Source organism: Pseudomonas sp. 32A, assembly GCF_052682255.1.
Map to the genome: position 1 here is coordinate 5,241,797 of NZ_JBQYLY010000001.1, position 24,728 is coordinate 5,266,524.

The 24,728-nt window shown below is 61.3% G+C and carries 23 protein-coding genes; 10 read left to right on the forward strand and 13 right to left on the reverse strand.

Features of this window, described 5'->3' with window-relative positions; translation table 11 throughout:
* Positions 1 to 129: 129 nt before the first annotated feature.
* From ACUN0G_RS24080 to ACUN0G_RS24095, 4 genes are read left to right on the forward strand one after another with little or no spacing between them, the layout of a single operon-like run.
* Positions 130 to 603 carry a MarR family winged helix-turn-helix transcriptional regulator gene (locus ACUN0G_RS24080; protein WP_063028678.1) on the forward strand — a complete coding sequence of 158 codons (474 nt, stop codon included), beginning with the start codon at positions 130 to 132 and terminating at the stop codon, positions 601 to 603.
* A complete protein-coding gene (locus ACUN0G_RS24085; RefSeq protein WP_445574459.1) occupies positions 600 to 2,063 on the forward strand; it encodes an efflux transporter outer membrane subunit in 1,464 nt (487 codons plus the stop codon). Before ACUN0G_RS24080 ends, ACUN0G_RS24085 begins: the two co-directional genes overlap by 4 nt.
* Positions 2,064 to 2,078: 15 nt before the next feature.
* Positions 2,079 to 3,296 carry an HlyD family secretion protein gene (locus ACUN0G_RS24090; RefSeq protein ID WP_258346852.1) on the forward strand — a complete coding sequence of 406 codons (1,218 nt, stop codon included), beginning with the start codon at positions 2,079 to 2,081 and terminating at the stop codon, positions 3,294 to 3,296.
* A complete protein-coding gene (locus tag ACUN0G_RS24095; protein WP_063028684.1) occupies positions 3,296 to 4,825 on the forward strand; it encodes a DHA2 family efflux MFS transporter permease subunit in 1,530 nt (509 codons plus the stop codon). Before ACUN0G_RS24090 ends, ACUN0G_RS24095 begins: the two co-directional genes overlap by 1 nt.
* 130 nt (positions 4,826 to 4,955) lie before the next feature.
* Here the strand turns inward: ACUN0G_RS24095 and lpxH are convergent, their stop codons facing one another.
* Both lpxH and ACUN0G_RS24105 read right to left on the reverse strand, forming a co-directional pair.
* Entirely contained in the window at positions 4,956 to 5,705 is a 750-nt protein-coding gene (gene lpxH / locus ACUN0G_RS24100) for a UDP-2,3-diacylglucosamine diphosphatase (RefSeq protein ID WP_445574460.1), read from the reverse strand.
* Complete coding sequence (locus ACUN0G_RS24105; protein ID WP_445574461.1) at positions 5,702 to 6,205, reverse strand: peptidylprolyl isomerase; 504 nt, start codon at positions 6,203 to 6,205, stop codon at positions 5,702 to 5,704. The genes lpxH and ACUN0G_RS24105 overlap by 4 nt, the downstream gene beginning before the upstream one ends.
* Positions 6,206 to 6,451: 246 nt before the next feature.
* On the opposite strand from ACUN0G_RS24105, the gene ACUN0G_RS24110 reads away from it, so the two are divergent.
* Together ACUN0G_RS24110 and cysS are read left to right on the forward strand one after the other, a co-directional pair.
* Complete coding sequence (locus ACUN0G_RS24110; protein ID WP_421553356.1) at positions 6,452 to 8,152, forward strand: glutamine--tRNA ligase/YqeY domain fusion protein; 1,701 nt, start codon at positions 6,452 to 6,454, stop codon at positions 8,150 to 8,152.
* A 20-nt stretch (positions 8,153 to 8,172) separates the two neighbouring features.
* Entirely contained in the window at positions 8,173 to 9,561 is a 1,389-nt protein-coding gene (gene cysS, locus ACUN0G_RS24115; protein WP_008432427.1) for a cysteine--tRNA ligase, read from the forward strand.
* Between the two features lie 484 nt (positions 9,562 to 10,045).
* Here cysS and ACUN0G_RS24120 read toward each other — a convergent pair whose 3' ends face one another.
* Positions 10,046 to 10,597: a dihydrofolate reductase family protein gene (locus ACUN0G_RS24120; RefSeq protein WP_445574462.1), complete on the reverse strand. Its 552-nt coding sequence runs from the start codon at positions 10,595 to 10,597 to the stop codon at positions 10,046 to 10,048.
* Positions 10,598 to 10,757: 160 nt separating this feature from the next.
* Here ACUN0G_RS24120 and lepB point away from each other — a divergent pair, with 160 nt between their 5' ends.
* Entirely contained in the window at positions 10,758 to 11,426 is a 669-nt protein-coding gene (gene lepB / locus ACUN0G_RS24125) for a signal peptidase I (RefSeq protein WP_421524968.1), read from the forward strand.
* Between the two features lie 8 nt (positions 11,427 to 11,434).
* Here the strand turns inward: lepB and ACUN0G_RS24130 are convergent, their stop codons facing one another.
* The 9 genes from ACUN0G_RS24130 to ACUN0G_RS24170 all read right to left on the reverse strand — a co-directional run bounded on the left by ACUN0G_RS24130 (position 11,435) and on the right by ACUN0G_RS24170 (position 20,025).
* A complete protein-coding gene (locus ACUN0G_RS24130) occupies positions 11,435 to 12,022 on the reverse strand; it encodes a TetR/AcrR family transcriptional regulator (RefSeq protein WP_445574463.1) in 588 nt (195 codons plus the stop codon).
* Between the two features lie 31 nt (positions 12,023 to 12,053).
* Positions 12,054 to 12,806: a 3-oxoacyl-ACP reductase family protein gene (locus tag ACUN0G_RS24135; protein ID WP_445574464.1), complete on the reverse strand. Its 753-nt coding sequence runs from the start codon at positions 12,804 to 12,806 to the stop codon at positions 12,054 to 12,056.
* Positions 12,807 to 12,938: 132 nt separating this feature from the next.
* Positions 12,939 to 13,868 (reverse strand): tetratricopeptide repeat protein, encoded by a 930-nt coding sequence (locus ACUN0G_RS24140; protein WP_445574465.1) that lies wholly within the window; start codon positions 13,866 to 13,868, stop codon positions 12,939 to 12,941.
* Between the two features lie 87 nt (positions 13,869 to 13,955).
* On the reverse strand, positions 13,956 to 14,324 hold the full coding sequence (locus ACUN0G_RS24145; protein ID WP_258346835.1) for a Na+/H+ antiporter subunit G: 369 nt from the start codon (positions 14,322 to 14,324) through the stop codon (positions 13,956 to 13,958).
* Positions 14,321 to 14,599, reverse strand: coding sequence for a K+/H+ antiporter subunit F (locus tag ACUN0G_RS24150; RefSeq protein WP_003211751.1), 279 nt, complete (start codon positions 14,597 to 14,599; stop codon positions 14,321 to 14,323). Before ACUN0G_RS24150 ends, ACUN0G_RS24145 begins: the two co-directional genes overlap by 4 nt.
* Positions 14,596 to 15,084: a Na+/H+ antiporter subunit E gene (locus ACUN0G_RS24155; RefSeq protein ID WP_177071035.1), complete on the reverse strand. Its 489-nt coding sequence runs from the start codon at positions 15,082 to 15,084 to the stop codon at positions 14,596 to 14,598. Before ACUN0G_RS24155 ends, ACUN0G_RS24150 begins: the two co-directional genes overlap by 4 nt.
* A complete protein-coding gene (locus ACUN0G_RS24160; protein ID WP_421524973.1) occupies positions 15,081 to 16,763 on the reverse strand; it encodes a monovalent cation/H+ antiporter subunit D in 1,683 nt (560 codons plus the stop codon). The genes ACUN0G_RS24155 and ACUN0G_RS24160 overlap by 4 nt, the downstream gene beginning before the upstream one ends.
* Positions 16,760 to 17,104, reverse strand: a complete 345-nt coding sequence (locus ACUN0G_RS24165) for a Na+/H+ antiporter subunit C (protein WP_003192163.1) — start codon at positions 17,102 to 17,104, stop codon at positions 16,760 to 16,762. The genes ACUN0G_RS24160 and ACUN0G_RS24165 overlap by 4 nt, the downstream gene beginning before the upstream one ends.
* Entirely contained in the window at positions 17,104 to 20,025 is a 2,922-nt protein-coding gene (locus ACUN0G_RS24170; protein WP_445574466.1) for a monovalent cation/H+ antiporter subunit A, read from the reverse strand. The genes ACUN0G_RS24165 and ACUN0G_RS24170 overlap by 1 nt, the downstream gene beginning before the upstream one ends.
* A gap of 186 nt (positions 20,026 to 20,211) precedes the next feature.
* Between ACUN0G_RS24170 and ACUN0G_RS24175 the strand changes: the two genes are divergently transcribed.
* A complete protein-coding gene (locus tag ACUN0G_RS24175; RefSeq protein WP_445574467.1) occupies positions 20,212 to 21,789 on the forward strand; it encodes an ABC-F family ATP-binding cassette domain-containing protein in 1,578 nt (525 codons plus the stop codon).
* A gap of 5 nt (positions 21,790 to 21,794) precedes the next feature.
* Here the strand turns inward: ACUN0G_RS24175 and ACUN0G_RS24180 are convergent, their stop codons facing one another.
* Positions 21,795 to 22,715, reverse strand: coding sequence for a DMT family transporter (locus tag ACUN0G_RS24180; protein WP_445574468.1), 921 nt, complete (start codon positions 22,713 to 22,715; stop codon positions 21,795 to 21,797).
* Positions 22,716 to 22,807: 92 nt separating this feature from the next.
* Here ACUN0G_RS24180 and ACUN0G_RS24185 point away from each other — a divergent pair, with 92 nt between their 5' ends.
* Positions 22,808 to 23,371 (forward strand): helix-turn-helix domain-containing protein, encoded by a 564-nt coding sequence (locus tag ACUN0G_RS24185; protein ID WP_445574469.1) that lies wholly within the window; start codon positions 22,808 to 22,810, stop codon positions 23,369 to 23,371.
* Positions 23,372 to 23,525: 154 nt separating this feature from the next.
* A complete protein-coding gene (locus ACUN0G_RS24190; RefSeq protein WP_421524987.1) occupies positions 23,526 to 24,722 on the forward strand; it encodes an SfnB family sulfur acquisition oxidoreductase in 1,197 nt (398 codons plus the stop codon).
* Positions 24,723 to 24,728 lie beyond the last annotated feature (6 nt).

Consider the following 24,728-nt stretch of genomic DNA (forward strand, 5'->3'; position numbering starts at 1 on the left):
GTGGGAGCCCGGCTCCCACCCTTTATCGGCTAATTACCAAGCAACCTAACTATTCGTTTGACATTCGCTGCCTAGGCAGTAACATCGTGTCACACATTCACTGCTTAGGCAGTTAATAGGCTGGTCACGATGAAGCACTTCACCCCCGAAAACTTTCACAACTGCCACCTCGGCTTGCTGCTGGGCCGGGCTGCGCTGCTCAAAGACAAGATCATCGACACCCATATGGAACCCCACGGCATCACGGCCGCGCAGTTCAAGGTGTTGATCATCATGGCCCAGTACGGCGTCGACACCCCGGCCGAACTGTGCCGCAACCTGTCCCTGGACAGCGGCTCCATGACCCGCATGCTCGACCGCCTGGAACAGAAGGACCTGCTGGCGCGCAAGCGCTCCGAGCAGGACCGGCGCCAGGTGCAGTTGGTGCTGACCGCGGAAGGCCAGCGCGTGGCCGACATGCTGCCGCACATCGGTGCCCAGGCCTTGAACCAGTTGGCAGGCGCGCTGGAGCCGGGTGAATTGCAAACCCTGGAAAAAATCTTGAAGAAAATTCTGATAGCTGCGGGTGACCCCATCACCATTCAGCGGGTAGGTGGTGCATGAACAATCGCTCCTTGCGTGCCGGCCTCAGCCTTGTGCTGGTGGCCATGACTATGGCCGGTTGTGCCAATTTCAGCGGCTTGAACACAGAAGGCAAACGCCTCGAAGCCAATAACCTGCAAACCGGCAAATCCCTCAGCGGCGTGACTCTGTCCACCGCCGCCTGGCCGACTGCCGACTGGTGGAAGGGCCTTGGTGAACCTCAGCTCGACGGCCTGATCCAGGAAGCCCTGCAGAACAGCCCCGACATGCAAGTGGCCAGCGCCCGTGCCCACCAGGCCGAAGCAGCAGCCTATGCCGCCGATGCCGAGCGCATGCCGACCCTGGATGCCAGCGCCGGGGTCAGCCGTTCGCGCCTGGCCAAAGACCAGGACCCGCGGGGCGAAGGCGATGCCTACGCCACCGTGCGCAACATCGGTGCCAGCTTCAATTACAACTTCGACCTGTGGGGCGGCCAGCGTGCCGCCTGGGAAGCCGCGCTGGGCCAGGCCCGCGCTGCCGAAGTCGACCAACAGGCCGCGCGCCTGACCCTCGCAGCCAACGTCGCCAAGGCCTACAGCGACCTGGGCCAAGCGCATATCGTGCGCGACCTGGCCAACGATGACCTCAAACGCACCCGGCAAATGCTCGAACTGGGCCAGCGTCGCCTGAACTCCGGGATCGACAGCCAGTATCAGTACCAGCAAACCGAGAGCCTGGAAGCCAGCTCCCAGTCGCAACTGATCGATGCGGAAAAACAACTGCAGAGCGCCAAGATCGCCCTCGCCGTGTTGCTTGGCAAAGGCCCGGACCGTGGCAGCGAACTGGTACGCCCCAACGTGCTCAAGCCCAGCACGGTTGCCGTACCTTCGGTGTTGCCCGCCGAGCTGGTGGGCCGTCGTCCGGACCTGATCGCCGCACGCTGGCGTGTCGAGGCTGCAAGCAAGAACATCGATGCCAGCAAGACCCGTTTCTACCCCAACCTCAACCTGAGCGCGAGCGCCGGGGCCGAGTCGTTGCTGGGGGATGCGATGTTTGGTTCTGCCAGCCGCTTCTTCAGCATAGCGCCGACTATCTCGCTGCCGATCTTCGACGGCGGCCGCCTGCGCGCCGACCTCGACGCTCGCGATGCCGACTACGACCTGGCCGTGGCCCAGTACAACAAAACCCTGGTGCAAGCCTTGGGCGATATCGGCAACACCCTCTCGCAATTGCGCGAGACCGGCCGGCAGATCCAGGCCCAGCAACACGCCGCTGACATTGCCCAGCAGTCCTACGACACCGGGGTCCAGCGGTACAGCTCAGGTATCGGTAATTACCTGGACGTGCTCAGCATCGAACAGCAATTACTCCAGGCCCAACGTCAGTTGGCCACCCTGAATGCCGAGCAGATCGATCTTTCGATTCAACTGATGCAGGCCCTGGGCGGCGGTTTTCACGCCGATAACGTGGCCTCGACCACCCCAGCCACGCGCACTGAATAATTCAAGGTACTTGTCATGGCCACTGCCGAAACCAGCAACAACGCTCCTGAAACAAAAAAGCCTGAACAACCGTCCACCAGCAACCCGCGCAAACGCAAAGTCATGCTGTTTGTCCTGGCGTTGATCGTCATCCTCGGCGCCCTGGGCGTGTGGGGTTGGTACGAACTGTATGGCCGCTTCAGCGAAAGCACCGACGACGCCTACGTCAACGGCAACGTGGTGGAAATCACCCCGCTGGTCACCGGCACCGTGGTGAGCATCGGTGCCGACGACGGCGACCTGGTCCATGAAGGCCAGGTGTTGATCAACTTCGACCCCAACGACGCGGCCGTCGGCCTGCAAAGTGCCCAGGCCAACCTGGCCCGCACCGTGCGCCAGGTGCGTGGCTTGTACAGCAACGTCGATGGCATGAAGGCCCAGGTGCTGGCGCAACAAGCCAACGTGCAAAAGGCCCAGGACAACTACAACCGACGCAAGAATCTCGCCGCTGGCGGGGCGATTTCCCAGGAAGAGCTGTCCCACGCCCGTGACGACCTGACCTCGGCGCAAAACGCCTTGGCCAACGTGCAGCAACAGTTCAAGACCAGCAGCGCCCTGGTGGATGACACCGTGATTTCGTCCCACCCGGACGTGCAGGCTGCCGCCGCGCAGTTGCGCCAGGCTTACCTGACCAACGCCCGCAGCACCCTGATCGCACCGGTGACCGGCTATGTGGCCAAGCGTACCGTGCAACTGGGCCAGCGGGTTCAGCCGGGCACTGCGTTGATGGCCGTGATTCCGCTGGATCAGCTGTGGATCGACGCCAACTTCAAGGAAACCCAACTGCGGGATATGCGTATCGGCCAGCCGGTGGACATCGAATCTGACATCTACGGCAGCGACGTGAAGTTCAGCGGCACCGTGGACAGCCTCGGCGCGGGCACCGGCAGTGCGTTTGCCTTGCTGCCGGCGCAGAACGCCACCGGTAACTGGATCAAGATCGTGCAACGGGTACCGGTGCGTATCCATGTGAACGCCGAAGAGTTGGCCAAGCACCCGCTGCGTGTGGGCTTGTCCACCGTGGTCAACGTCGACCTGCACGACCAGAGCGGCCCGGTACTGGCCCAGCAGGCCCCGCAAAAGGCTTCGTTCAGCACCAACGTTTACGATCGCCAACTGGCCGAAGCTGACGCCATGATCACCCAGTTGATTCATGACAACAGCGTCGCCGCTCCAAAGGCTGCGCAACGCTGATGAGCAATAACGCCTCGTTCACGCCGCCCAGCTTGCTGATGGCCACCATCGGCTTGTCCCTGGCGACCTTTATGCAGGTGCTCGACACCACCATCGCCAACGTGGCATTGCCGACGATTTCCGGCAACCTCGGCGTGAGTTCGGAGCAGGGCACCTGGGTCATCACCTCGTTTGCGGTGAGCAACGCCATTGCGCTGCCGCTGACCGGCTGGTTGAGCCGTCGCTTCGGCGAGGTGAAGCTGTTTCTCTGGGCCACCATCCTGTTTGTGCTGGCCTCGTTTCTCTGCGGTATTTCCACCTCGATGCCTGAGCTGATCGGCTTTCGGGTGCTGCAAGGCCTGGTGGCCGGCCCGCTGTACCCGATGACCCAGACGCTGCTCATCGCGGTCTATCCCCCCGCCAGGCGCGGCATGGCCCTGGCGTTGCTGGCGATGGTCACGGTGGTGGCGCCGATTGCCGGGCCGATCCTCGGCGGCTGGATTACCGACAGCTACAGCTGGCCGTGGATCTTCTTTATCAACGTTCCCATCGGCATCTTTGCGGTGATGGTGGTGCGTTCGCAGCTGAAGAAACGCCCGGTGGTCACCAGCTACCAGCCGATGGACTACGTCGGCTTGCTGAGCCTGATCGTGGGCGTCGGCGCCTTGCAGATCATCCTCGACAAGGGCAACGACCTGGACTGGTTCGAGTCGAACTTCATCATCATCGGCGCGGTGATCTCGGCGATTGCCCTGGCGGTGTTCGTGATCTGGGAAATGACCGACGAGCACCCGGTGGTCAACCTGCGGCTGTTTGCCTACCGCAACTTCCGCATCGGCACGATTGTGTTGGTGCTCGGGTACGCGGGCTTCTTCGGGATCAACCTGATCCTGCCGCAATGGCTGCAAACCCAGATGGGCTACACCGCCACCTGGGCGGGCCTGGCGGTGGCGCCGATCGGGATTCTGCCGGTGTTGATGTCGCCGTTTGTGGGCAAGTATGCGCACAAGTTCGACCTGCGCTTGCTGGCTGGCCTGGCGTTCCTGGCGATTGGCTTGAGTTGCTTCATGCGGGCTGGTTTCACCAATGAAGTCGACTTCACGCACATTGCCCTGGTGCAGCTGTTCATGGGTATCGGCGTGGCGCTGTTCTTCATGCCGACCTTGAGCATCCTGATGTCCGACCTGCCACCGGCGCAAATCGCCGACGGCGCGGGCCTGGCGACCTTCCTGCGGACCCTGGGCGGCAGCTTTGCGGCCTCGTTGACCACCTGGATCTGGATTCGCCGGGCGGACCAGCATCATGCCTACATGAGCGAAAACATGACCACCTACGACTCGGCCACCCGGGACGCCTTACAGGCGCTCGGCGGGGCAGGGCACAAGGCGTATGCGCAGCTGGATCAGATACTGACGAGCCAGGCGTACATGATGTCCACCGTGGATTACTTCACGTTGCTGGGGTGGATGTTCATGGCGTTGATCGTGATTGTATGGCTGGCGAAACCGCCGTTTGCGGCGAAGGCCGGGCCGGAGGCTTCGGGCCACTAAGCCTCAATCCATGATCGTTCCCACGCTCCGCGTGGGAATGCCGCTTTGGACGCTCTGCGTCCGCTTTTGAAGGTCGTGACGCATAGCGTCACAGGATGCATTCCCACGCAGAGCGTGGGAACGATCTGGGTCAAGCGCCGGGCAGTGCCAACTGCGGGTTGACGAAGTCAAACGCCGCCAGTTGAAACCCTTGCTCATCCACCTGCAACGCCCACCCTTGCTTGTCCCAATCCCCCAGCACAATGCGCTTGGCCGCTTGCTCGCCAATCTGCAACTTGTGAATCGCCGGGCGGTGGGTGTGGCCATGCACCAACGTACGCACGCCAAACGCCTGCATCACCCTCGGCACTTCCTCAGGCGTCACATCGACAATATCGTTGGCCTTCATCCGCACCTGGGCGCTGCTTTCACTGCGCAGCTTGCGCGCCAGCTTGTGCCGCGTGCCCAAGGGCAGGTGGCGCAGGATGAACAGGGTGATGGGGTTGCGCAGGATGCGCCGCAGCTTCATATAGCCAAGGTCGCGGGTACACAAGCTGTCGCCGTGCATCAACAGCACGGGCTCGCCGTAAAACTGCACCACACTCGGGTCCTTGAGCAAGGTTGCGCCTGCGGCTTTGCAGAACGCCTTGCCGATCAGGAAATCCCGGTTGCCATGCATGATGAAAATCTGGGTGCCGCTGTCGCTCAGCTCGCGCAGAGCCTGGCAAATCGAACGCTGGAAGGGCGTCATCCCATCGTCGCCAATCCAGGCTTCGAAGAAGTCCCCCAGAATGTACAACGCCTGGGCGGAACGGGCGCGGCCGTTCAGTAAATCCAGAAACGCCCGGGTTATGTCCGGGCGCTCCTCTTCCAGATGCAAATCTGAAATCAGCAATATCACTCAACGATCTCGGCTTTCTCGACGATAACGTCGTCTACCGGTACGTCCTGGTGACCTGCCTTGCCGGTGGTTTGCACACCCTTGATCTTGTCGACAACGTCGGTGCCTGCGGTGACTTTACCGAATACCGCGTAACCCCAGCCCTGCACGTTCTTGCCGCTGTGGTTCAGGAAGGTGTTGTCGGCGACGTTGATGAAGAACTGCGCGGAGGCCGAATGCGGCTCCATGGTACGGGCCATGGCGACGGTGTACTTGTCGTTGGAAAGGCCGTTGTCCGCTTCGTTCTGGATGCTTGGACGCTTGTCTTTCTTTTCTTTCATGCCCGGCTCGAAACCGCCGCCCTGGACCATGAAGTTGCCGATGACACGGTGGAAAACAGTGTTTTCGTAGTGGCCGGCTTTAACGTACTCGATGAAGTTGGCGACGGTGATCGGCGCTTTCTCGGCGTTCAGCTCGATGACGATGTCACCGTGGTTGGTGGTCAGTTTGACTTGAGTCATGTTCACTACTCTTTCAAGGAATTCGTGGGTTTGGGCGTTTTGCGCCTTACCTGCTTGGCAAAAACGGCAGCCAAGGCGCGCAGTTTAGCGTGACCTGCGGGAATTTCGAGGTGGTTTTTTACCGCCCATGCAATAAATGCAGCAGTTTTTGGCCACGCTCTGTCAGGGTCTTGACAGCATCGGCTATGATAAGCCCTTTGTTTGTCGGCCTCACCCGGCCAAGTACTTCGTCTGTTCAAGGATCCTATGAGCAAGCCCACTGTCGACCCTACCTCGAATTCCAAGGCCGGACCTGCCGTCCCGGTCAATTTCCTGCGCCCGATCATCCAGGCGGACCTGGATTCGGGCAAGCACACGCAGATCGTCACCCGCTTCCCGCCTGAGCCCAACGGTTACCTGCATATCGGCCACGCCAAGTCGATCTGTGTGAACTTCGGCCTGGCCCAGGAGTTCGGTGGCGTTACGCACCTGCGTTTCGACGACACCAACCCGGCCAAGGAAGACCAGGAATACATCGACGCCATCGAAAGCGACATCAAGTGGCTGGGCTTCGAATGGTCCGGTGAAGTGCGCTATGCCTCCAAGTATTTCGACCAGTTGTTCGACTGGGCCGTCGAGCTGATCAAGGCCGGCAAGGCCTACGTCGACGACCTGACCCCGGAGCAAGCCAAGGAATACCGTGGCACCCTGACCGAGCCGGGCAAGAACAGCCCGTTCCGCGACCGTTCGGTGGAAGAGAACCTGGACTGGTTCGCCCGGATGCGCGCCGGTGAGTTCCCGGACGGCGCCCGTGTACTGCGTGCCAAGATCGACATGGCCTCGCCGAACATGAACCTGCGCGACCCGATCATGTACCGCATCCGCCACGCCCATCACCACCAGACCGGTGACAAGTGGTGCATCTACCCGAACTACGACTTTACCCACGGCCAGTCGGACGCCATCGAAGGCATCACCCACTCCATCTGCACCCTGGAGTTCGAAAGCCACCGTCCGCTGTACGAATGGTTCCTCGACAGCCTGCCGGTACCGGCGCACCCGCGTCAGTACGAGTTCAGCCGCCTGAACCTGAACTACACCATCACCAGCAAGCGCAAGCTCAAGCAGCTGGTTGATGAAAAGCACGTGTTCGGCTGGGACGACCCGCGCATGTCGACGCTGTCGGGCTTCCGCCGTCGTGGCTACACCCCGGCGTCGATCCGCAATTTCTGCGAGATGGTCGGCACCAACCGCTCCGACGGCGTGGTCGACTACGGCATGCTCGAGTTCAGCATCCGTCAGGACCTCGACGCGAACGCCCCGCGCGCCATGTGCGTGCTGCGTCCGTTGAAAGTCGTGATCACCAACTACCCGGAAGACCAGGTCGAAAACCTCGAACTGCCGCGTCATCCGCAGAAAGAAGAACTCGGCGTGCGCAAGCTGCCGTTCGCCCGTGAAATCTACATCGACCGCGATGACTTCATGGAAGAGCCGCCAAAAGGCTACAAGCGCCTGGAGCCGAACGGCGAAGTGCGCCTGCGCGGCAGCTACGTGATCCGTGCCGACGAAGCGATCAAGGACGCCGATGGCAACATCGTCGAACTGCGTTGCTCCTACGACCCGGAAACCCTGGGCAAGAACCCGGAAGGCCGCAAGGTCAAAGGGGTGGTCCACTGGGTGCCGGCCGCTGCCAGCATCGAGTGCGAAGTGCGCCTGTACGATCGTCTGTTCCGTTCTCCGAATCCTGAAAAGGCTGAAGACAGCGCCAGTTTCCTGGACAACATCAACCCTGACTCCCTGCAAGTACTCACTGGTTGTCGTGCCGAGCCATCGCTTGGCGACGCACAGCCGGAAGACCGTTTCCAGTTCGAGCGCGAAGGTTACTTCTGCGCGGATATCAAGGACTCGAAACCCGGTGCTCCGGTATTCAACCGTACCGTGACCTTGCGTGATTCGTGGGGCCAGTGATTCTGTTTTAAGGAACTGTCGTGCTAACGATCTACAACACACTCAGCAAGACCAAAGAAGTCTTCAAGCCGCTGGATGGCAACAAGGTGCGCATGTACGTGTGCGGCATGACCGTGTACGACTACTGCCACATCGGCCACGGCCGCAGCATGGTTGCCTTCGACCTGGTGACCCGCTGGTTGCGTTTCAGTGGTTATGACCTGACGTATGTGCGCAACATCACCGACATCGACGACAAGATCATCAATCGCGCCAACGAAAACGGCGAGTCGTTCGACGCGCTGACCGAGCGCATGATTGCTGCGATGCACGAGGACGAGGCGCGCCTCAACATCCTCAAGCCGGACATGGAGCCGCGCGCCACGGACCATATCCCGGGCATGCACGCGATGATCCAGACCCTCATCGACAAGGGATACGCCTACGCTCCGGGCAATGGCGACGTGTACTACCGTGTCGCCAAGTTCATGGGCTACGGCAAGCTGTCGCGCAAGAAAATCGAAGACCTGCGCATTGGTGCACGGATCGAAGTCGACGAAGCCAAGCAAGACCCGCTGGACTTCGTGCTGTGGAAAGGCACCAAGCCCGGCGAGCCGAGCTGGGAGTCGCCATGGGGCGCCGGGCGTCCGGGCTGGCACATCGAATGCTCGGTGATGTCCACCTGCTGCCTGGGCGAGACCTTCGACATTCATGGCGGCGGCAGCGACCTTGAGTTCCCGCACCACGAAAACGAAATCGCCCAAAGCGAGGCGGCCACCGGCAAGACCTACGCCAACGCGTGGATGCACTGCGGCATGATTCGCATCAATGGCGAGAAGATGTCCAAGTCCTTGAACAACTTCTTCACCATCCGCGACGTGCTGGAAAAGTATCACCCGGAAGTGGTGCGGTACCTGTTGGTGTCGAGCCATTACCGCAGCGCGATCAACTACTCGGAAGACAACCTCAAGGATGCCAAAGGCGCCCTGGAGCGTTTCTACCACGCGTTGAAAGGCCTGCCCTCCGTGGCGCCTGCGGGCGGCGAAGCGTTTGTTGCGCGGTTTACCGAAGTAATGAACGACGACTTCGGTACGCCGGAAGCCTGCGCGGTGCTGTTTGAAATGGTGCGTGAGATCAACCGCCTGCGCGAGAGCGATCTCGACGCAGCGGCTGGGCTTGCTGCACGTTTGAAAGAGCTGGCGAGCGTGCTGGGCGTATTGCAGATGGAAGCCGATGACTTCCTGCAGGCGGGCGCTGAAGGGCGTGTGGATGCCGCTGAAGTTGATGCGCTGATTCAGGCACGTTTGACTGCCCGGGCCAACAAGGACTGGGCGGAGTCTGACCGGATCCGTGACCAACTGACCGCGATGGGTGTGGTGTTGGAAGACGGGAAGGGCGGGACGACGTGGCGGTTGGCTGATCAGGCTTGATGAGTGAATGCTGAATAAAAAACGCCCCGACTGGTTCGGGGCGTTTTTTTTTGGCCTATCTATCCGTTATTCGGGTGGCGATTCTTACAGCATGTCTTGGACGGGACACCTGTGCGGGGACATGGTTGACACATCGAGGGGCGAGCAAGCCATCTCAAGATCAAACGCAAAGCTGCTTAATGTGGGAGCGGGCTTGCTCGCGAATAACATGAGGGCGCCGCGTTGAATCAGGACGCCCACGTCATCGTTAACGACCTTCGCGAGCAAGCCCGCTCCCACATTTAAACCGTGCCCGCTTCTGATTTTGCTGTTGCTTCACCACACTCAAGCCGGCCGGTAGGCCGCTGTGCTCTTGATCTGCTTTTGATCTTGATCTTAGGCGCCCCGTTAAACCACTCCGAGCCTAGGCGAGGAGCCGAGTGGTGGGCAAGAGCGTTTTGCTTACTTTTGCGCTTTTCGATTCAACCCAATCGCTCAATGAGCATCAGCGCTTGCCACTCACCTCATACCGGCTTTGAACAAACCCGTTATCCGACGCATACGTGCCGATATGCCGAAGCTCATGCCCACTGCCCGACTGGCTGAACAAGGGAATCCCCTGGCCCAGCACAACCGGAATACGCGTGATGATCATCTCGTCGATCAAACCCGCCTCAAGAAACTGCTGAATCGTCTGGCCTCCGTCGATATACAGGTGTTTCATCCCGCGCTCGGCTAACTCGGCCACGAGGGCGGTCACATCCTGGCTCACGACCTCAACCTTGCTCTTCAAATGCTCAGGTAGCTCAAGCGACTGATGAGAGAGCGCAAACACCGGAAAACCCTCATAGGGCCATTCCGGAAAGGACAACACTTTTTCCAGGGTCTTGCGGCCCATCACCAGCGCATCCACGGTGGCGATGAAGTGTTCATAGGTCACGCCGTTCAATTCGACCCCGTCGTACTCAGGGCGATGAAGCCACTCGATATCACCGTCTGGCCGGGCAATAAAGCCGTCGACGCTGGCTGCGATAAAGACCGAACATTTGCTATCCATGGGGCGTGAAACTCCTTTTCTGTGTGCTTGAAAATACCGACTGTCATGGGTCGACGACGCTAATGTTAATTTAATCTTGCGATGCAATAAGCGAGCATTGCCAAAAATTACCATGGGTACCCGGCGCAGACCGGTGTCCCTTTTCGTATTGCGAGGATCTATGCGCCGTTGGTTAATCCGCTACCGTTACGCGATCATTTTCTGGCTGTGCTTCGGGGTTTTCCGTACGTCCCTGGCCGATTGGAATCCCATTCCATCCGGCTCCATGCGCCCGACATTGCTTGAGGGTGATGTGGTGCTGGTCAATCGCGTGGCGTATGACCTCAAGTTGCCCCTCACCGATATTTCCCTGGCCAAACTGGATAACCCCCAGCGCGGCGATGTCGTCACGTTCTCTTCGCCCAAGGACGGCACGCGCTTGATCAAACGCATTGTCGGCATCCCCGGCGATACCCTGGAAATGCGCGACGAGGTGTTGTGGGTCAACGGTACGCCGGCCACCTACAGTAATGGGCAGGACATCAGCGAGCCCATCGCTCCGGGCCACACGGTCCCAGGGATCAGGCTGACCGAGCGTGCGAACAACAGCCAGCGCACGATTCAGTTCATGCCGACGGTACGGGCGTTGCGCGATTTCGGTCCGGTGGTGGTGCCTGCCGACAGTTACTTCATGCTGGGCGACAATCGGGACAACAGCGATGACTCTCGCTATATCGGGTTCGTGCCGCGTCGGCTGTTGATCGGGCATGCGCACCATATCCTGGCGTCAGCGCAGATCCTGGATCATTGGATGCCACGACTGGGCCGATTTGGCGCGCCGATCCTCTAGTGGGCTGATCACGCGTTTGCGCTGAGCGCCCGCAGTGCAAACCCCGCAATGCGCTCCAGTTGCTCAACCGATGCGCCGCCCTTGCTGGCGACTTTCATACCGCTGAGGGTGGCCATCAGAAAGTCACACGCGCCCGGCACGTCGGTGTCGGCGTTCAATTCGCCTTGTTCCTGCGCACGCTCCAGCGTCTGTCCGAATGCATTGCGCAAGCGGTCGGCGCTGTGGGCGGTGAGTTGATTGATTTCTTCATCACCCATGCCGAACTCGCAGATGGCATTGACCCCCATGCAACCCGCCGTTCCTTCCCGCAGGGCGCGGGTGGCGAAGGATTGCAGGGTATCGTGCAGTGCCTGCAACGGCGTCGGGCCCTGGTTCAGGCGCTCGATCAAATCATCGACGCCGGTGCGCTGATACTCGGCCATCGCCAGCAGGTACAACTGGCGTTTGTCGCCAAAGGTGTTGTACATGCTCTGGCGGCTCAGTCCCATGGCCTGCATCAGTTCTTCAGTCGAGGCCGCGGCAAACCCCTTGTCGCAGAAAACCCGGATGGCTTCGCGCAGCACCTGGTCGCGGTCGAATGCTCTGGGTCTTGCCATGGTTACCTCGGGGAAAACTGCAGTTGATGGATCAGGCCAGGTAACCACCGTCGATGGTCATGCTGGCGCCGGTGACAAATGCCGCGTCTTCGGACGCAAGATAAGCAACCATACCGGCAACATCATCGGCAGTGCCCACGCGGCCCAAGGGGATCAGGCTTTTGATCATATCCGCATGGGGTCCATCTGCCGGGTTCATGTCGGTGCTGGTCGGGCCCGGCTGCACGTTGTTGACGGTGATGCCGCGCGGGGCGAAATCAATCGCCAGGCCGCGGATCATACCGGCGATCGCCGACTTCGTCATGCTGTAGACGCTGGAGCCCGGGAAGCCCGAACGTTGAGCGACCACGCTGCCGACGGTGATGATCCGGTCACCCTCGTGCATCACCGCCGAGCTCGCCTTGGCCGCCGCAAACGTGGCCCGCACGTTGACCGCAAACATCCGGTCGAAGTCTTCCAGGCTGAAGATGTCGACGGTGCCCATCAGCAGAATCCCGGCGTTGTTGACCAGGATATTCAACGCGCCGAAGCGCTCGACGGTGGTCGCGACCGACCGTTCTATCGCCACCACATCAGCGCTGTCGGCCTGAATCGCCAAGGCTTTTCCGCCCTTGCTTTCGATCAGGCCAACCAGCGCTTGCGCCTTGTCGGCAGAAGAAGAATAGGTAAACGCGACCGCTGCACCTTCAGCAGAAAGCCGACGGACGATCGCTTCGCCAATACCGCGGGAACCGCCGGTGACCAGGGCGACTTTTTGGTTAAAGCGAGGGGTGTGAGCTGTCATGGGAAGGCCTGAGGTTTAGTGGATTAAATAATCCACTAAACCGTATCAGCCTGGAAATGCTTAGCCAAGCTGTTTTTGGATTAATTAATCTTTAACTGCCGGGCGTGCTCTCGATCCGTCATCAGCGGTCGGTCATTTCAGGTCGCTATAGGTCAACCTGAACTCCGACAGCGCCGGGTGCTCGGTTTTCCACTGGCGGCCATACGCCTTGGCTGTTTCTATTTCTTCAGTATTCAACGCACTGCCCAGCTGTCGCAGGTAGCCTGCGGCGTCGCCATGCCGTGGGTTTTGCCGGGTACTGTCCATGACCAGCCAGTACAACCCATAGGCGTGGATTTTGTTCTCGGGGTAGTGATAGCGGTTGGTGCCACTTTCATCGATATCAAACCCGCCGAGCGCACCGGCATAGGTCATGACGCCATCAAGGTCATTCAGCGCCAGCCGTTTTTCCAGGTGTGTGCGCTGGTACGAGAGGTTGCGGTAGTAGGTCTGCATGTTGGCCAGCCACTTCATCGCCGGCGGGAAGCCCTTGAAGGCCGCGTACCTGAGCATGGAGTCGCGGTTGTCACTGGCTTCCGGGTTTTTGTCGTACAGCAGCGCCGCAATGTAATAGGCCTCGGCACAGCCTGCATCGCCTGCCTTTCTCAGCCACGAGCGGTCTTTGGTCAGTTCGTAGAGCTGCAGCATGGCTTCGCCGTCGTTGGCATCGGCACGCGTCTGTGCGAGGTTTTTGGCCTTGGTCAGGTTGGGGTCGCCTCCCAGGCGCATCAGCGCGTACACATGGCCCTGCTCGGCGGCCCGCTGGTACCACGCCTGTGCTTCGGTGTTAATACTGCCGACCCGGCGCCGAATGGCCTCGCCCAGGGCGTATTGGGACGGTGCATCGCCAGCCGAGGCGGAGATGGTCAAATGGGTTTCGCACTCTTCGAATTCACCGAGTTGATATAACTCGAGACCTCGCTGCTTGGCTGCCTGTTGCTGGACCGTCAAGTGTGAAATGAGTGCGTTCAGCGAGTTGAGCAAATCAAACAGCGTGGTCAACGCATCGGAATGGGTATACATGGTCATTACCTGTATCGGGAAGGTAGGTTGTCCGATAAAGGTAAGTGGAGCGCAAAGGGGTGGGGTGACAGATAATTATCGGCATTTTCAGCTATCGCTGTCGTTCCGACGGCTACTGACTTCAGCCGGCACATCATCCCCGGCCATGCGCTTGCGAAACAGCGCAGTGCGTGCCAGCAATAACGTGGTCACTGGCACCGTGATCGATAGCAGAATCGGGATCAACCAACCGTGCAATACCGGACCGGACTTGAGCACCGAAAAGTACACAATCGACGCCAACGCCACACACCACGCACCCAATGTCGAGGCCAATGCCGGCGGGTGCATGCGCTGAAAGAAGTCCTTCATCCGCAACAGCCCAATCGCACCAATCAGCGCAAACAGACTGCTAAGTACCAATAAAACCGCGACGATCACTTCAACCCACAGCGGCAACACACCAACATTGATCATTCGATCACCTCCCCACGCAGCAGGAATTTCGCCAGGGCAAACGACCCCACGAAACCAAACAGCGCAATCAACAATGCCGCTTCAAAATAGGTGTCACTGGCGTACCGAATGCCCAACACCAGCATCATCAACATCGCCAGGATGTACAGGTAATCCAGCGCCAGGACCCGGTCCTGGGCCGACGGGCCTTTAAACAGGCGCACCAGGGTCAGCACCATGGCCAGGGAGAACAGGAACAGGCTGAACAGGATCGCATTGGAGAGCAGGGCGCTCATTCGAAGATCTCCATCAGGGGCCGTTCGTAGGCGTGTTTGAAGTGCTCGATAAACTGCGCTTCGTCATCCAGGTCGAACACGTGGATCAGCAGGATGCTGCGGTCCAGGGCCAGTTCCGACCACACGGTGCCCGGTGTCACGCTGGTAATCATCGCCAGCACGGCCAGGCCGTTTGCATCCCGCAGGTCCAGCGGGATCTTGATAAAGCGCGAACGCGGCGGGCGCGAGCCGCAGGTCAGGATGCCCCAGGCCACGGCAAGGTTGGAGATGATCACGTCACGCCCCACCAGGAAGAACAAACGGATGATCACCCCCGGGCGGCGGATGCGGATCGGCAACGGGCGCAATGGCGCCATCATCAGCGGTGCGGCAAAACCGAGAATCGCACCCAGCAGCAGGTTGCCGGGGCTGACGGACAGGTTCAACACCAGCCACAACAACCACAGCGCCAACGATAGCCACGGGGCAGGGAACAGACGCTTCATGGCTGCATCTCCAATGCGGCGGCCTTGGCTTCAGGGCTCGGCACCGGGCGCGTCGCCATGACCGCCATCACGTAATGCTCCGGGTTGTTCAGGCTTTCGGCGGCGGCCTGGGTGTAGCGCATCAGCGGCTCGGCCTTGAACGTCAGGGCAATGCTCAGGCCCAGCAGGAAGAAAATCGGTACGCACTCGAAGCGGCGCAACAGCGGCGACGGGCGTTCTTCGGGGGTCCAGAAACGCTGGATGCCAAGGCGGGCGAAGGCGATCAGCGAGGCCAGGCCGGAGAAGATCAACAGCGCCACCAGGCCCCACGCCGCCGGGCGCACCGGTTCGTCGATGGCGTTGCCCAGGCCCATCGGGTTGATCAACGCGCTGAGCAGGCTGAGCTTGCCGATAAACCCGGACAGCGGCGGCATGCCGATGATCAGCAGGGCACAGGCGATAAAGCTCAGGCCGAGGAAGGCCACCGTCCAGGGAATGACCTGGCCGACGACGGCTTTCTGTTCATCGTCGAGGTTGGTGCCGGGCGGTGGATGCAGGGATTCCATAGCCTTGGGCAGGGCTTCGATTTCATCGTCCAGGGGCATGTCGTTGGCCGAGCGCGAACGCTCGATCAGCTCGGCCAGCAGGAACAGCGCGCTCAGCGCCAGGGTGGAGCTGACCAGATAAAACAGCGCCCCGGCCGTCAGGCTGGGCTGGGCAAACCCCACCGCCGACAGCAGGATCCCGGCGGACACCAGAATGCTCAGGCTGGCCATGCGTTCCAGGCGTTGCGCGGCGATCATCGCCAGCGCCGCGCAGACGATGGTCGCCATGCCGCCGTAGATCAGCCAGTCACCGCCAAACAGCGCCGAGGCGCCGGCCTGGCCGGAGAACAGCAGGTTCCACAGGCGCAGCACGGTGTACACGCCGACCTTGGTCATGATCGCAAACATCGCCGCCACCGGCGCACTCGCCGAGGAGTAGGCGGGTGCCAGCCAGAAGTTCAGCGGCCACATGCCGGCCTTGGCCAGGAAGGCGACGGCGAGGATACCTGCACCGGCGTGCAGCAGGCCGCGATCGGCCTCCGGTACCAAGGGGATTTTCAGGGCCAGGTCGGCAAAGTTCAGGGTGCCGGTGACGCCGTAGATCAGCGCTGCGCCAATCAGGAACAAGGTCGAAGCCAGTAGGTTGATCGAGATGTAATGCAGCCCCGATGATACCCGCGCCCGACCGGAGCCGTGGAGCATCAAGCCGTAGGACGCCGCCAGCAGTACCTCGAAAAACACGAACAGGTTGAACAGGTCGGCGGTCAGGAAGGCGCCATACAGGCCCATCAACTGAATCTGGAACAGTGCATGGAAGCTGGTGCCGGCACGGTCCCAACGGGCCATGGCAAACAACAGCGCGCTGACGCCGATGATCCCGGTGAGCACCAGCATCATCGCCGACAGTTGGTCCACCACCAGCACGATGCCGAATGGCACCTGCCAGTTGCCCGGCAGGTACACACCGATGGAGCCGGGGCCGCCTTGCTGGGTCCAGTACAGCAACAGCACGGCGATGCCGAGGCCGACCATGCTGGAGAACAGGTTGATCCGTGCCTTGAGCGGGCGGTGTTTCTCGCCGAGCATCAGCATCAGCGCGGCGGTCAGCAACGGCAGCAGGATCGGTGCGATGATCAGTTGATTCATCCAGCTCATTCCTTGGGCTCCCGGCCATCCACATGGTCAGTGCCGGTCAGTCCCCGGGACGCCAGCAGCACCACCAGGAACAGCGCGGTCATGGCGAAGCTGATCACGATCGCCGTCAGCACCAGGGCCTGGGGCAGCGGATCGGTGTAGTTGAGCAAGTCTTGCGGCACGCCGTCCTTGATGATCGGCTCTTTACCGATAAACAGGCTGCCCATGCTGAAGATGAACAGGTTGACCCCGTAGGAGAGCAGGCACAGGCCCATCACCACCTGGAACGTCCGTGGCCGCAAGATCAGCCAGACGCCGGAGGCCGCCAGGACCCCAATGGCAATTGCGATGACTTCTTCCATCAGGCGGCTCCTCCTTGGCTGGCAACGGCTTTCGGCTGGTTGCTGGGTTTATGGGCACGCACCGATTGGTGGCCCAGGGCGGTGAGCATCAGCAAGGTCGAGCCGACCACCATGGCGTACACGCCGACGTCAAAGAACAGCGCGCTGGCGACGTGGATGTCCCCCAGCACCGGCAGGCTGAAGTGCCAGGTGTGGGTGGTGAGGAACGGGTAGCCGGCAAACAGTGCGCCAAGCCCGGTCAACGTTGCCGACAGCAAGCCAAAGCCCATCCAGCGCATCGGCCGCAGGCTCATCTGCGCCTCGACCCACTGGGTACCGGCGACCATGTACTGCAGGATGAACGCCACCGACATCACCAGCCCGGCAACAAACCCGCCGCCCGGTTGGTTGTGGCCACGCATGAACAGGTAGAACGAGACGACCAGGGCAATCGGTAGCAGCAGGCGCACCAGCACGGCCGGCACCATCATGAAGCCCAGGGCGGTGTCGCTGGCCTGGCGCGGGTTGACCAGGTCGGTGGCTACATCGGGTGCGAGCTGGCGCTGCTGCGCGGGCAACTCCATGCTTTCTTTCGAAGGACGGAAGCGGCGCAGCAGGGCGTAGACGGTCAGCGCCACTGCACCGAGCACGGTAATTTCTCCCAGGGTGTCGAACCCGCGGAAGTCCACCAGCATCACGTTTACCACATTGCTGCCGCCGCCTTCGGGCAGGGCGCGGCTGAGGTAGAACGAGGAGATGTCGTTGGGGGTCTGGCGGGTCAGCATCGCGTACGAGAGCAGCGCCATGCCGCCGCCCACCACGGTGGACAGGAGGAAGTCCCGCAGACGGCGGATGCGTGCCTTGCGCAACGAGCTGGGCAGTGGCGAAACTTCTTCGATCCGCCGTGGCAGCCAGCGCAGGCCCAGCAGGATCAGCACGGTGGTGACCACTTCCACCACCAGTTGGGTCAGCGCCAGGTCCGGCGCGGAGAACCAGACGAAAGTCACGCAGGTCATCAGGCCGCACACGCTGACCATGGTCAGGGCCGCCAGCCGGTGGTACTTGGCTTGCCAGGCGGCGCCCAGGGCACAGGCGATCGCCAGCAGCCACAGGGTGACGAACACGATGGAACCCGGGATCTTCGGCCGGTCGCCCCAACTGATACCGCTGTAGAGCATCGGGATCAAGCCGGCGATCACCGCCGCCAGCACCAGCAGGAACAATTGGGTTTGCAGGCGCTTGGTGCTGATGCGTTTTTCGATCTTGCGCACCCCGCGCATCATCACCACCAGGCAGCGCTCGAAGCCGCGCTTGCCATTGAAGTAGCTGATGATCGGCGGGTATTTGAAGCGGCCCAACTTGAGTTGTTTGCGCAGTAGCAGATAGAGCACGACACCGCCGGACATGGCCACCAGGCTCATGATCATCGGCGCGTTCCAGCCATGCCAGATGGCGAGGCTGTACTCCGGCAGCTCGCCGCCGACCACCGGCAAGGCGGCAGCGGCGAGGATCGAACCGACCACCTGGGCCGGGAAAATCCCCACCAGCAGGCAGGTGAACACCAGCAACTCCACCGGCGCGCGCATCCAGCGTGGTGGCTCGTGCGGAGTGTGAGGCAGGTTGGTGGCTTTAGGGCCGAAGAACACATCCACGGTAAAGCGCAGGGCATAGGCCACGCTGAAGGTACCGGCGATAGTTGCGATGACCGGCAGGGCGATTTCAACCCAGGCAGTGGCGGAGATAAACACGGTTTCGGCGAAGAACATTTCCTTGGACAGGAAGCCGTTGAGCAGCGGCACGCCAGCCATGGACGCACTGGCGACCATCGCCAGCGTCGCGGTAAACGGAATCAGCTTCACCAGGCCGCTGAGCTTGCGAATGTCACGGGTGCCGCTTTCGTGGTCGATGATCCCCGCCGCCATGAACAGCGACGCCTTGAAGGTGGCGTGGTTGAGGATATGGAACACCGCGGCGACCGCGGCCAGCGGGCTGTTGAGGCCCAGCAGCAAGGTGATCAGCCCGAGGTGGCTGATGGTGGAGTAGGCCAAAAGGCCCTTGAGATCGTTCTGGAACATGGCGCAATAAGCGCCGAGCAGCAGGGTAATGGCGCCGGCACCGCCGACAATCCAGAACCACTCTTCGCTGCCGGACAGCGACGGCCACAGCCGGGCCAGCAGGAACACGCCAGCCTTCACCATCGTTGCCGAGTGCAGGTAGGCCGACACCGGCGTCGGTGCAGCCATGGCGTGGGGCAGCCAGAAGTGGAAGGGGAATTGCGCGCTTTTGCTCAGCGCGCCGATCAGCACCAGGGCGAGCATGATCGGGTACAGCGAATGGGCACGGATCTGATCACCGGCAGCCAGGACCTGGTCCAGGTCGTAGCTGCCGACGATATGCCCGAGCAGCATCACCCCTGCCAGCAGGCACAAGCCGCCTGCGCCGGTGACCATCAGCGCCATATAGGCGCCACGCCGGGCATCGGCGCGGTGGTGCCAGTAGCCGATCAACAGGAACGAGAACAGGCTGGTGAGTTCCCAGAAAAACACGATCTGGATCAGGTTGCCGGAAATCACCAGGCCGAGCATGGCGCCCATAAAGGCCAGGAAAAACGCGAAGAAACGCGGCACCGGGTCTTCCGGCGACATGTAATAACGGGCGTACAGCGACACCAACGTCCCGATGCCCAGTACCAGCATCGAGAACAACCAGGCAAAACCGTCCATGCGCAATACGAAGTTCAGCCCGAGGCTGGGCAACCACATGAATTCTTCACGTATCACGCCACCGTGGGCGATCTGGGGGTAGAGCAGGGCGACTTGAACCGTCCCGACCAGGGCAACGAGGCCGGCCAACAGGGACTCTGTATTACGTGCGTTGTGCGGCAGCAAGGCCGCGAGACAGCTGCCGATAAAGGGCAGAAGCAGTAGAACTATCAGGGACATAGGCTTCTAATCTGCGGGAGTTTGGGATGCATCATACGTGCCGGAATCTTGATCACCAAACGGCAAGATGTGGCAGGATCCTACAAGGTAGGCTGAAAAAGACTGTTTGGCATTGTTTCAATGCCTGTATTCAGGGCAGGTATGCTGTTCACAGGCTTTTTTCAGCCTGTTGCATAAGGACGTGTGATGACCCAGCGATTGCTACACCTTGACCATGTCGCCTACAGCCTGCCGGATGGACGCATGCTGTTTGACAACCTGAACCATGCCTTCAGCGCCCGGGCGACCGGCCTCGTGGGGGCCAATGGGACTGGCAAGTCCTTGTTGGGCGCAATGCTCGCGGGCACCTTGCAGCCCACCCGCGGGCATGTGCGCCGTGAGGGCAGTGTGTACGCGGTGACGCAACTGCTGGAGCCCGAGCGCTATCCCACCGTAGCGGCGCTGGCAGGTGTCGACCAAGTGCTGGCGGCGCTGGCGCGTATCACCGAGGGCAGTCTGGACGAACACGACCATGCACTGGCGGTCGATCAATGGGATTGCGCGCCGCGACTGGCGGCGGCCCTGGAACACATCGGTCTGGGGCACTTGACTGCCGACTCGCCTACCGCGGCCCTCAGTGGGGGCGAACGCCAGCGCGTCGCTTTGCTGGGCGCCTGGTTGTCCAGGGCAGACTGGCTGATCCTCGATGAGCCCAGCAACCATCTGGACATTGATCAGCAACACAAGCTTGCCCAGCAGATTGATCGCTGGTCCGGCGGCCTGGTGCTGATCAGCCATGATCGTGGATTGCTGGAGCATATGGACGAGATTGTCGAACTGTCGCCCAAGGGGTTGGCGGTGTACGGCGGTAACTACAGCCACTATGCGGCGACACGGGAGCAGGAACAGCAGGCGTTTCAATCGGCGTTGCAGGGGGAGCGCGCGCACGCCAAACGTGAACAACGTGAAGCGGTCATCCAGATGGAGCGTCAGCAGCGCCGCAATGCCCGGGGCGACCGCCAGGCCCGGGATGGCAATCAGACCAAACTGATCACCAACGCCCAGAAAGAGCGCAGTGAAAACAGCCAGGGCAAGTTGCGCCTCAATCAGCAGCTGGCGCGTGAGCAGCAACAGCAGCGGATCGCCGAGGCGCGTGCACGGTGTGCGCCCGAGATCCAGCGCATGATGCTGTCGCCGGAAAGCGTGGTGCCTCAGGGCAAGCTGGTGTTGCAACTCAACGAGGTGGTGCTGCCGTTTGGCAGCCGCGCACCGATCAATCTCACCCTGACCGGCCCGATGCGCATGGCGATCCTGGGGGCCAATGGCAGTGGCAAGTCGACCCTGCTGCGGGTGATTGCCGGCCAGTTGCCGGTGGCTGCCGGTGAGTTGGCGCGCAGTTGTCATATTGGCTGGCTGGACCAACACGCCGGGCTGGAGCACCCCCAACGCACGGCGGTGCAATGGCTCTACGAAAGTAATCCGCTATTGCCGCAAAGCGAAGCGCGTACCCGGCTGGCGCAAATGGGCATTGATGCTGACCGCGCGATGCTCGACACCTGCCAACTGAGCGGTGGCGAGCGCCTGAAAATTGCCCTGGCCGCACAGCTCTACGCCCAACGTCCGCCGCAATTGCTGTTGTTGGACGAACCCGATAACCATCTGGACTTGCCCAGCCGGATTGCCCTGGAGCAAATGCTCAATCAATACCAGGGTGCATTGATCGTGGTGTCCCATGACGAGGCGTTTCTGCAAGCCATTAACCTGGACGGCGAGTTGCGCCTCTGAGGTGTCTAACCCTGCTTTTCGTGTTCCAGTTCGATCTCGGGTTCGGCGAGCCGCTGCCGACGGGTTTTCATTTCGCTGACAATCACCGCCGCCACAATCAACGCTGCGCCCACCATGGCAATCGGCGGGAAGCGCTCGCCGGCAATCCGCCCGACCACGCCGGCCCACACCGGCTCCCCGGCATAAATCAGCGTGGCGCGAGTCGGCGAGACGCTTTTCTGCGCCCAGTTCATCGCCACCTGAATCACCGCGCTGGTCAGCCCCAGGCCCACCGCGCTGAACAGCAGCAACCAGGAAAACGCCGGCAGCGCCTCGCCCATCGGCACCACCATCAGGAACGACAGCACTGAAGCCGTGGCCAGTTGCACCACCGTCACCCGGCGTACATCCACCTGCCCGGCAAAGGCGCTGATCAGGATGATCTCGGCGGCAATCGCCACCGCACCGATCAGCGTGGCGATTTCACCGGGGCTGAAATTCAATGATGCCCCGGCCGGGCCGGTCAGCAGCATCAGCCCGGTAAACGCGAGCATGATGCCGATGCTCGGCATCAACCCCGGCCGCCGTCCCAGTACCAGCCATTGCAGCAGCGGCACGAATGGCACATACAGCGCAGTAATAAATGCCGACTGGCTGCTCAGGATCGTCTGCAAGCCAATGGTCTGCAAACCGTAGCCAAACATGATCGCCACACCGATAAAGCACCCGGCCTTCAACTCAAACAGCGTCAGGCCTCGCAGGCTGCGCAATGAAAACGCCCCGACGATCACAGCCGCCGCCGCAAACCGCAGGCCGACAAAAAACATCGGGCCGCTCACGGCCATGGCGTGCTGCACCAGCAAAAAGGTGCCGCCCCAAAACATGGTGATCACCACCAATACACATTCGGCTTTGCTGAAACGGGAAAACAACGGGGAGGTGGTCATGGCGGCTCGGTCTTGCACAGGAAGGGCGCGGACCGCACAATGCGCCGCAAGCTGGGCAGTATACTGCGCAAACCCACCCTGTGAGCAATATAGTGCACAAAGAAAATCCACAACGGGCCTCGGTCCTGCAACACGTCAGCCAGAACGTTCGGCGTTTGCGCCATGCGGCCGAATTGAGCCAGACGGCGTTGTCCGAAAAGTCCGGCGTCAGCCGGCGCATGCTGGTGGCGATCGAGGCGGGGGAGAAGAACGTCAGCCTGTCGACCCTCGATCGGGTGGCCGAAGCCCTGGACGTGGCCTTCAGCGACCTGATCCAGGCCCCGGATGCCCCCGACCACAGCCGTATCAACGAACTGGCCTGGGCCGGTGAGATCGCCGGCAGCAAAGCCGTGCTGCTGGCCAAAGCCACCGCTCGCCGCGAGGTGGAGCTATGGGAGATGCGCCTGGAGCCCGGTGATCGCTACATGCCCGAGCCGGACCCCGACGGCTGGAGCGTGCAGCTGTTCGTGTTCGAAGGCACGCTGACGCTGGTGCTGGGTGACGAGGAAAAACACGTCTCCACCGGTGAGTTCCTGATGTTCGCCAGCCGCCAGCTTCACGCCTATCGCAATGACGGCGACGTGGCGGTGCGGTTTGTGCGCAACGTGGTGATCTAACTGTTGGCAGCGCAACAGTGGTTGGACACTTTGCTGGTTTGAACCGCTGACGAGTTCCCCGTTTTACAAGCAACCCTCTGATTTTATTGAGCATTGGATTCAGGCACGACTCCTGCAATTACCCCAGTATCTCTCTGGAGCCTGGAGTCGACCCATGTCAGCCCAACCCCTGCAACCTGCTCACATCATTCGCTCAGACGCCGAAGCCATTGCCGTCGCCACCGAGCTGGCCAAGCGTTTCGCCGTCGAAGCCGGTGTGCGTGACCGCGAACGACGCCTGCCGGTGGCCGAACTGGATGAATTCTCCGCCAGCGGCCTGTGGGGCATCACCATTCCCAAGGCCTACGGTGGCGCCGGGGTGTCCTATGTGACGGTGGCCGAGGTGATCAAGCTGATCTCCGCCGCCGATCCGTCCTTGGGGCAAATTCCGCAGAACCACCTGGGCGTTGTCGACATCCTCCTGCAAACCGCCAGCGAGGAACAAAAGCAGCACTACTTCGCCAAGGTCTTGCAGGGCTACCGTTTCGGCAACGCCTTCTCCGAAGCCAAGAGCAAGAACGCCGGCACCTTTGATACGCAAGTGCGCTTTGACGGTGACAGTGCGTACGTCAATGGCGAGAAGTTCTACTGCACGGGTGCGCTGTTCGCCCATATCGTGCCGACCGTGGGCGTCAACGAAAAAGACCAGGCCTTCATTGCCTTTGTCGAGCGGGACGCGCCGGGGCTGCAAGTGGTCGACAGTTGGGACGGCTTTGGTCAACGCACCACCGCCAGTGGCGGCGTGACCCTCGATGGCGTGAAGGTGCCGTTGAGTGCGGTGATTCCCGCCCACCAGGCGTTCGATCAGCCCACCGCCAACGGCCCGATTTCCCAGATCATCCAGGCAGCGGTGGACACCGGTATCGCCCTTGGCGCGCTGGAACAAGCAAAAATCCATGCACGCCAGGCCCGGCCCTGGATCGACAGCCAGCAGGATCACGGCTGGCAAGACCCGTTCACCATCGCCGCCATCGGCGACCTGGAATGGCGGGTCCACGGCACCGAAGCGATCCTCGCCAAGGCCGGCCTTGCCGTCGACCAGGCCCTGGCCAACCCCAACGAAGACACCGTGGCCAATGCCTCGCTGGTGGTCGCCCAGGCCAAGGTGTTGTCAGCCGAAACCGCGTTGCTCGCCAGCAGCAAACTCTTCGAACTGGCCGGCACCCGCTCGGTATCCGGCAAGCACAACCTCGACCGCTTCTGGCGCAACGCGCGCACCCACACCCTGCATGACCCGGCTCGCTGGAAATACCACCTGATCGGCAACTTTGTGCTCAACGGCGTCAAGCCTGCACGCCATGCCTGGAACTGAGGAGCT

What these genes read in the sequence shown, in the direction of transcription:
- ACUN0G_RS24160 (WP_421524973.1), bottom strand. Translation starts at nt 16,763, where the DNA reads ATGAGCTGGATGAATCAACTGATCATCGCACCGATCCTGCTGCCGTTG.
- ACUN0G_RS24090 (WP_258346852.1), top strand. Translation starts at nt 2,079, where the DNA reads ATGGCCACTGCCGAAACCAGCAACAACGCTCCTGAAACAAAAAAGCCT.
- ACUN0G_RS24120 (WP_445574462.1), bottom strand. Translation starts at nt 10,597, where the DNA reads ATGGATAGCAAATGTTCGGTCTTTATCGCAGCCAGCGTCGACGGCTTT.
- ACUN0G_RS24095 (WP_063028684.1), top strand. Translation starts at nt 3,296, where the DNA reads ATGAGCAATAACGCCTCGTTCACGCCGCCCAGCTTGCTGATGGCCACC.
- ACUN0G_RS24130 (WP_445574463.1), bottom strand. Translation starts at nt 12,022, where the DNA reads ATGGCAAGACCCAGAGCATTCGACCGCGACCAGGTGCTGCGCGAAGCC.
- ACUN0G_RS24170 (WP_445574466.1), bottom strand. Translation starts at nt 20,025, where the DNA reads ATGTCCCTGATAGTTCTACTGCTTCTGCCCTTTATCGGCAGCTGTCTC.
- ACUN0G_RS24145 (WP_258346835.1), bottom strand. Translation starts at nt 14,324, where the DNA reads ATGATCAATGTTGGTGTGTTGCCGCTGTGGGTTGAAGTGATCGTCGCG.
- ACUN0G_RS24135 (WP_445574464.1), bottom strand. Translation starts at nt 12,806, where the DNA reads ATGACAGCTCACACCCCTCGCTTTAACCAAAAAGTCGCCCTGGTCACC.
- ACUN0G_RS24190 (WP_421524987.1), top strand. Translation starts at nt 23,526, where the DNA reads ATGTCAGCCCAACCCCTGCAACCTGCTCACATCATTCGCTCAGACGCC.
- ACUN0G_RS24110 (WP_421553356.1), top strand. Translation starts at nt 6,452, where the DNA reads ATGAGCAAGCCCACTGTCGACCCTACCTCGAATTCCAAGGCCGGACCT.
- ACUN0G_RS24140 (WP_445574465.1), bottom strand. Translation starts at nt 13,868, where the DNA reads ATGTATACCCATTCCGATGCGTTGACCACGCTGTTTGATTTGCTCAAC.
- ACUN0G_RS24150 (WP_003211751.1), bottom strand. Translation starts at nt 14,599, where the DNA reads ATGAGCGCCCTGCTCTCCAATGCGATCCTGTTCAGCCTGTTCCTGTTC.
- ACUN0G_RS24155 (WP_177071035.1), bottom strand. Translation starts at nt 15,084, where the DNA reads ATGAAGCGTCTGTTCCCTGCCCCGTGGCTATCGTTGGCGCTGTGGTTG.
- lepB (WP_421524968.1), top strand. Translation starts at nt 10,758, where the DNA reads ATGCGCCGTTGGTTAATCCGCTACCGTTACGCGATCATTTTCTGGCTG.
- ACUN0G_RS24165 (WP_003192163.1), bottom strand. Translation starts at nt 17,104, where the DNA reads ATGGAAGAAGTCATCGCAATTGCCATTGGGGTCCTGGCGGCCTCCGGC.
- ACUN0G_RS24180 (WP_445574468.1), bottom strand. Translation starts at nt 22,715, where the DNA reads ATGACCACCTCCCCGTTGTTTTCCCGTTTCAGCAAAGCCGAATGTGTA.
- ACUN0G_RS24085 (WP_445574459.1), top strand. Translation starts at nt 600, where the DNA reads ATGAACAATCGCTCCTTGCGTGCCGGCCTCAGCCTTGTGCTGGTGGCC.
- ACUN0G_RS24175 (WP_445574467.1), top strand. Translation starts at nt 20,212, where the DNA reads ATGACCCAGCGATTGCTACACCTTGACCATGTCGCCTACAGCCTGCCG.
- ACUN0G_RS24080 (WP_063028678.1), top strand. Translation starts at nt 130, where the DNA reads ATGAAGCACTTCACCCCCGAAAACTTTCACAACTGCCACCTCGGCTTG.
- ACUN0G_RS24105 (WP_445574461.1), bottom strand. Translation starts at nt 6,205, where the DNA reads ATGACTCAAGTCAAACTGACCACCAACCACGGTGACATCGTCATCGAG.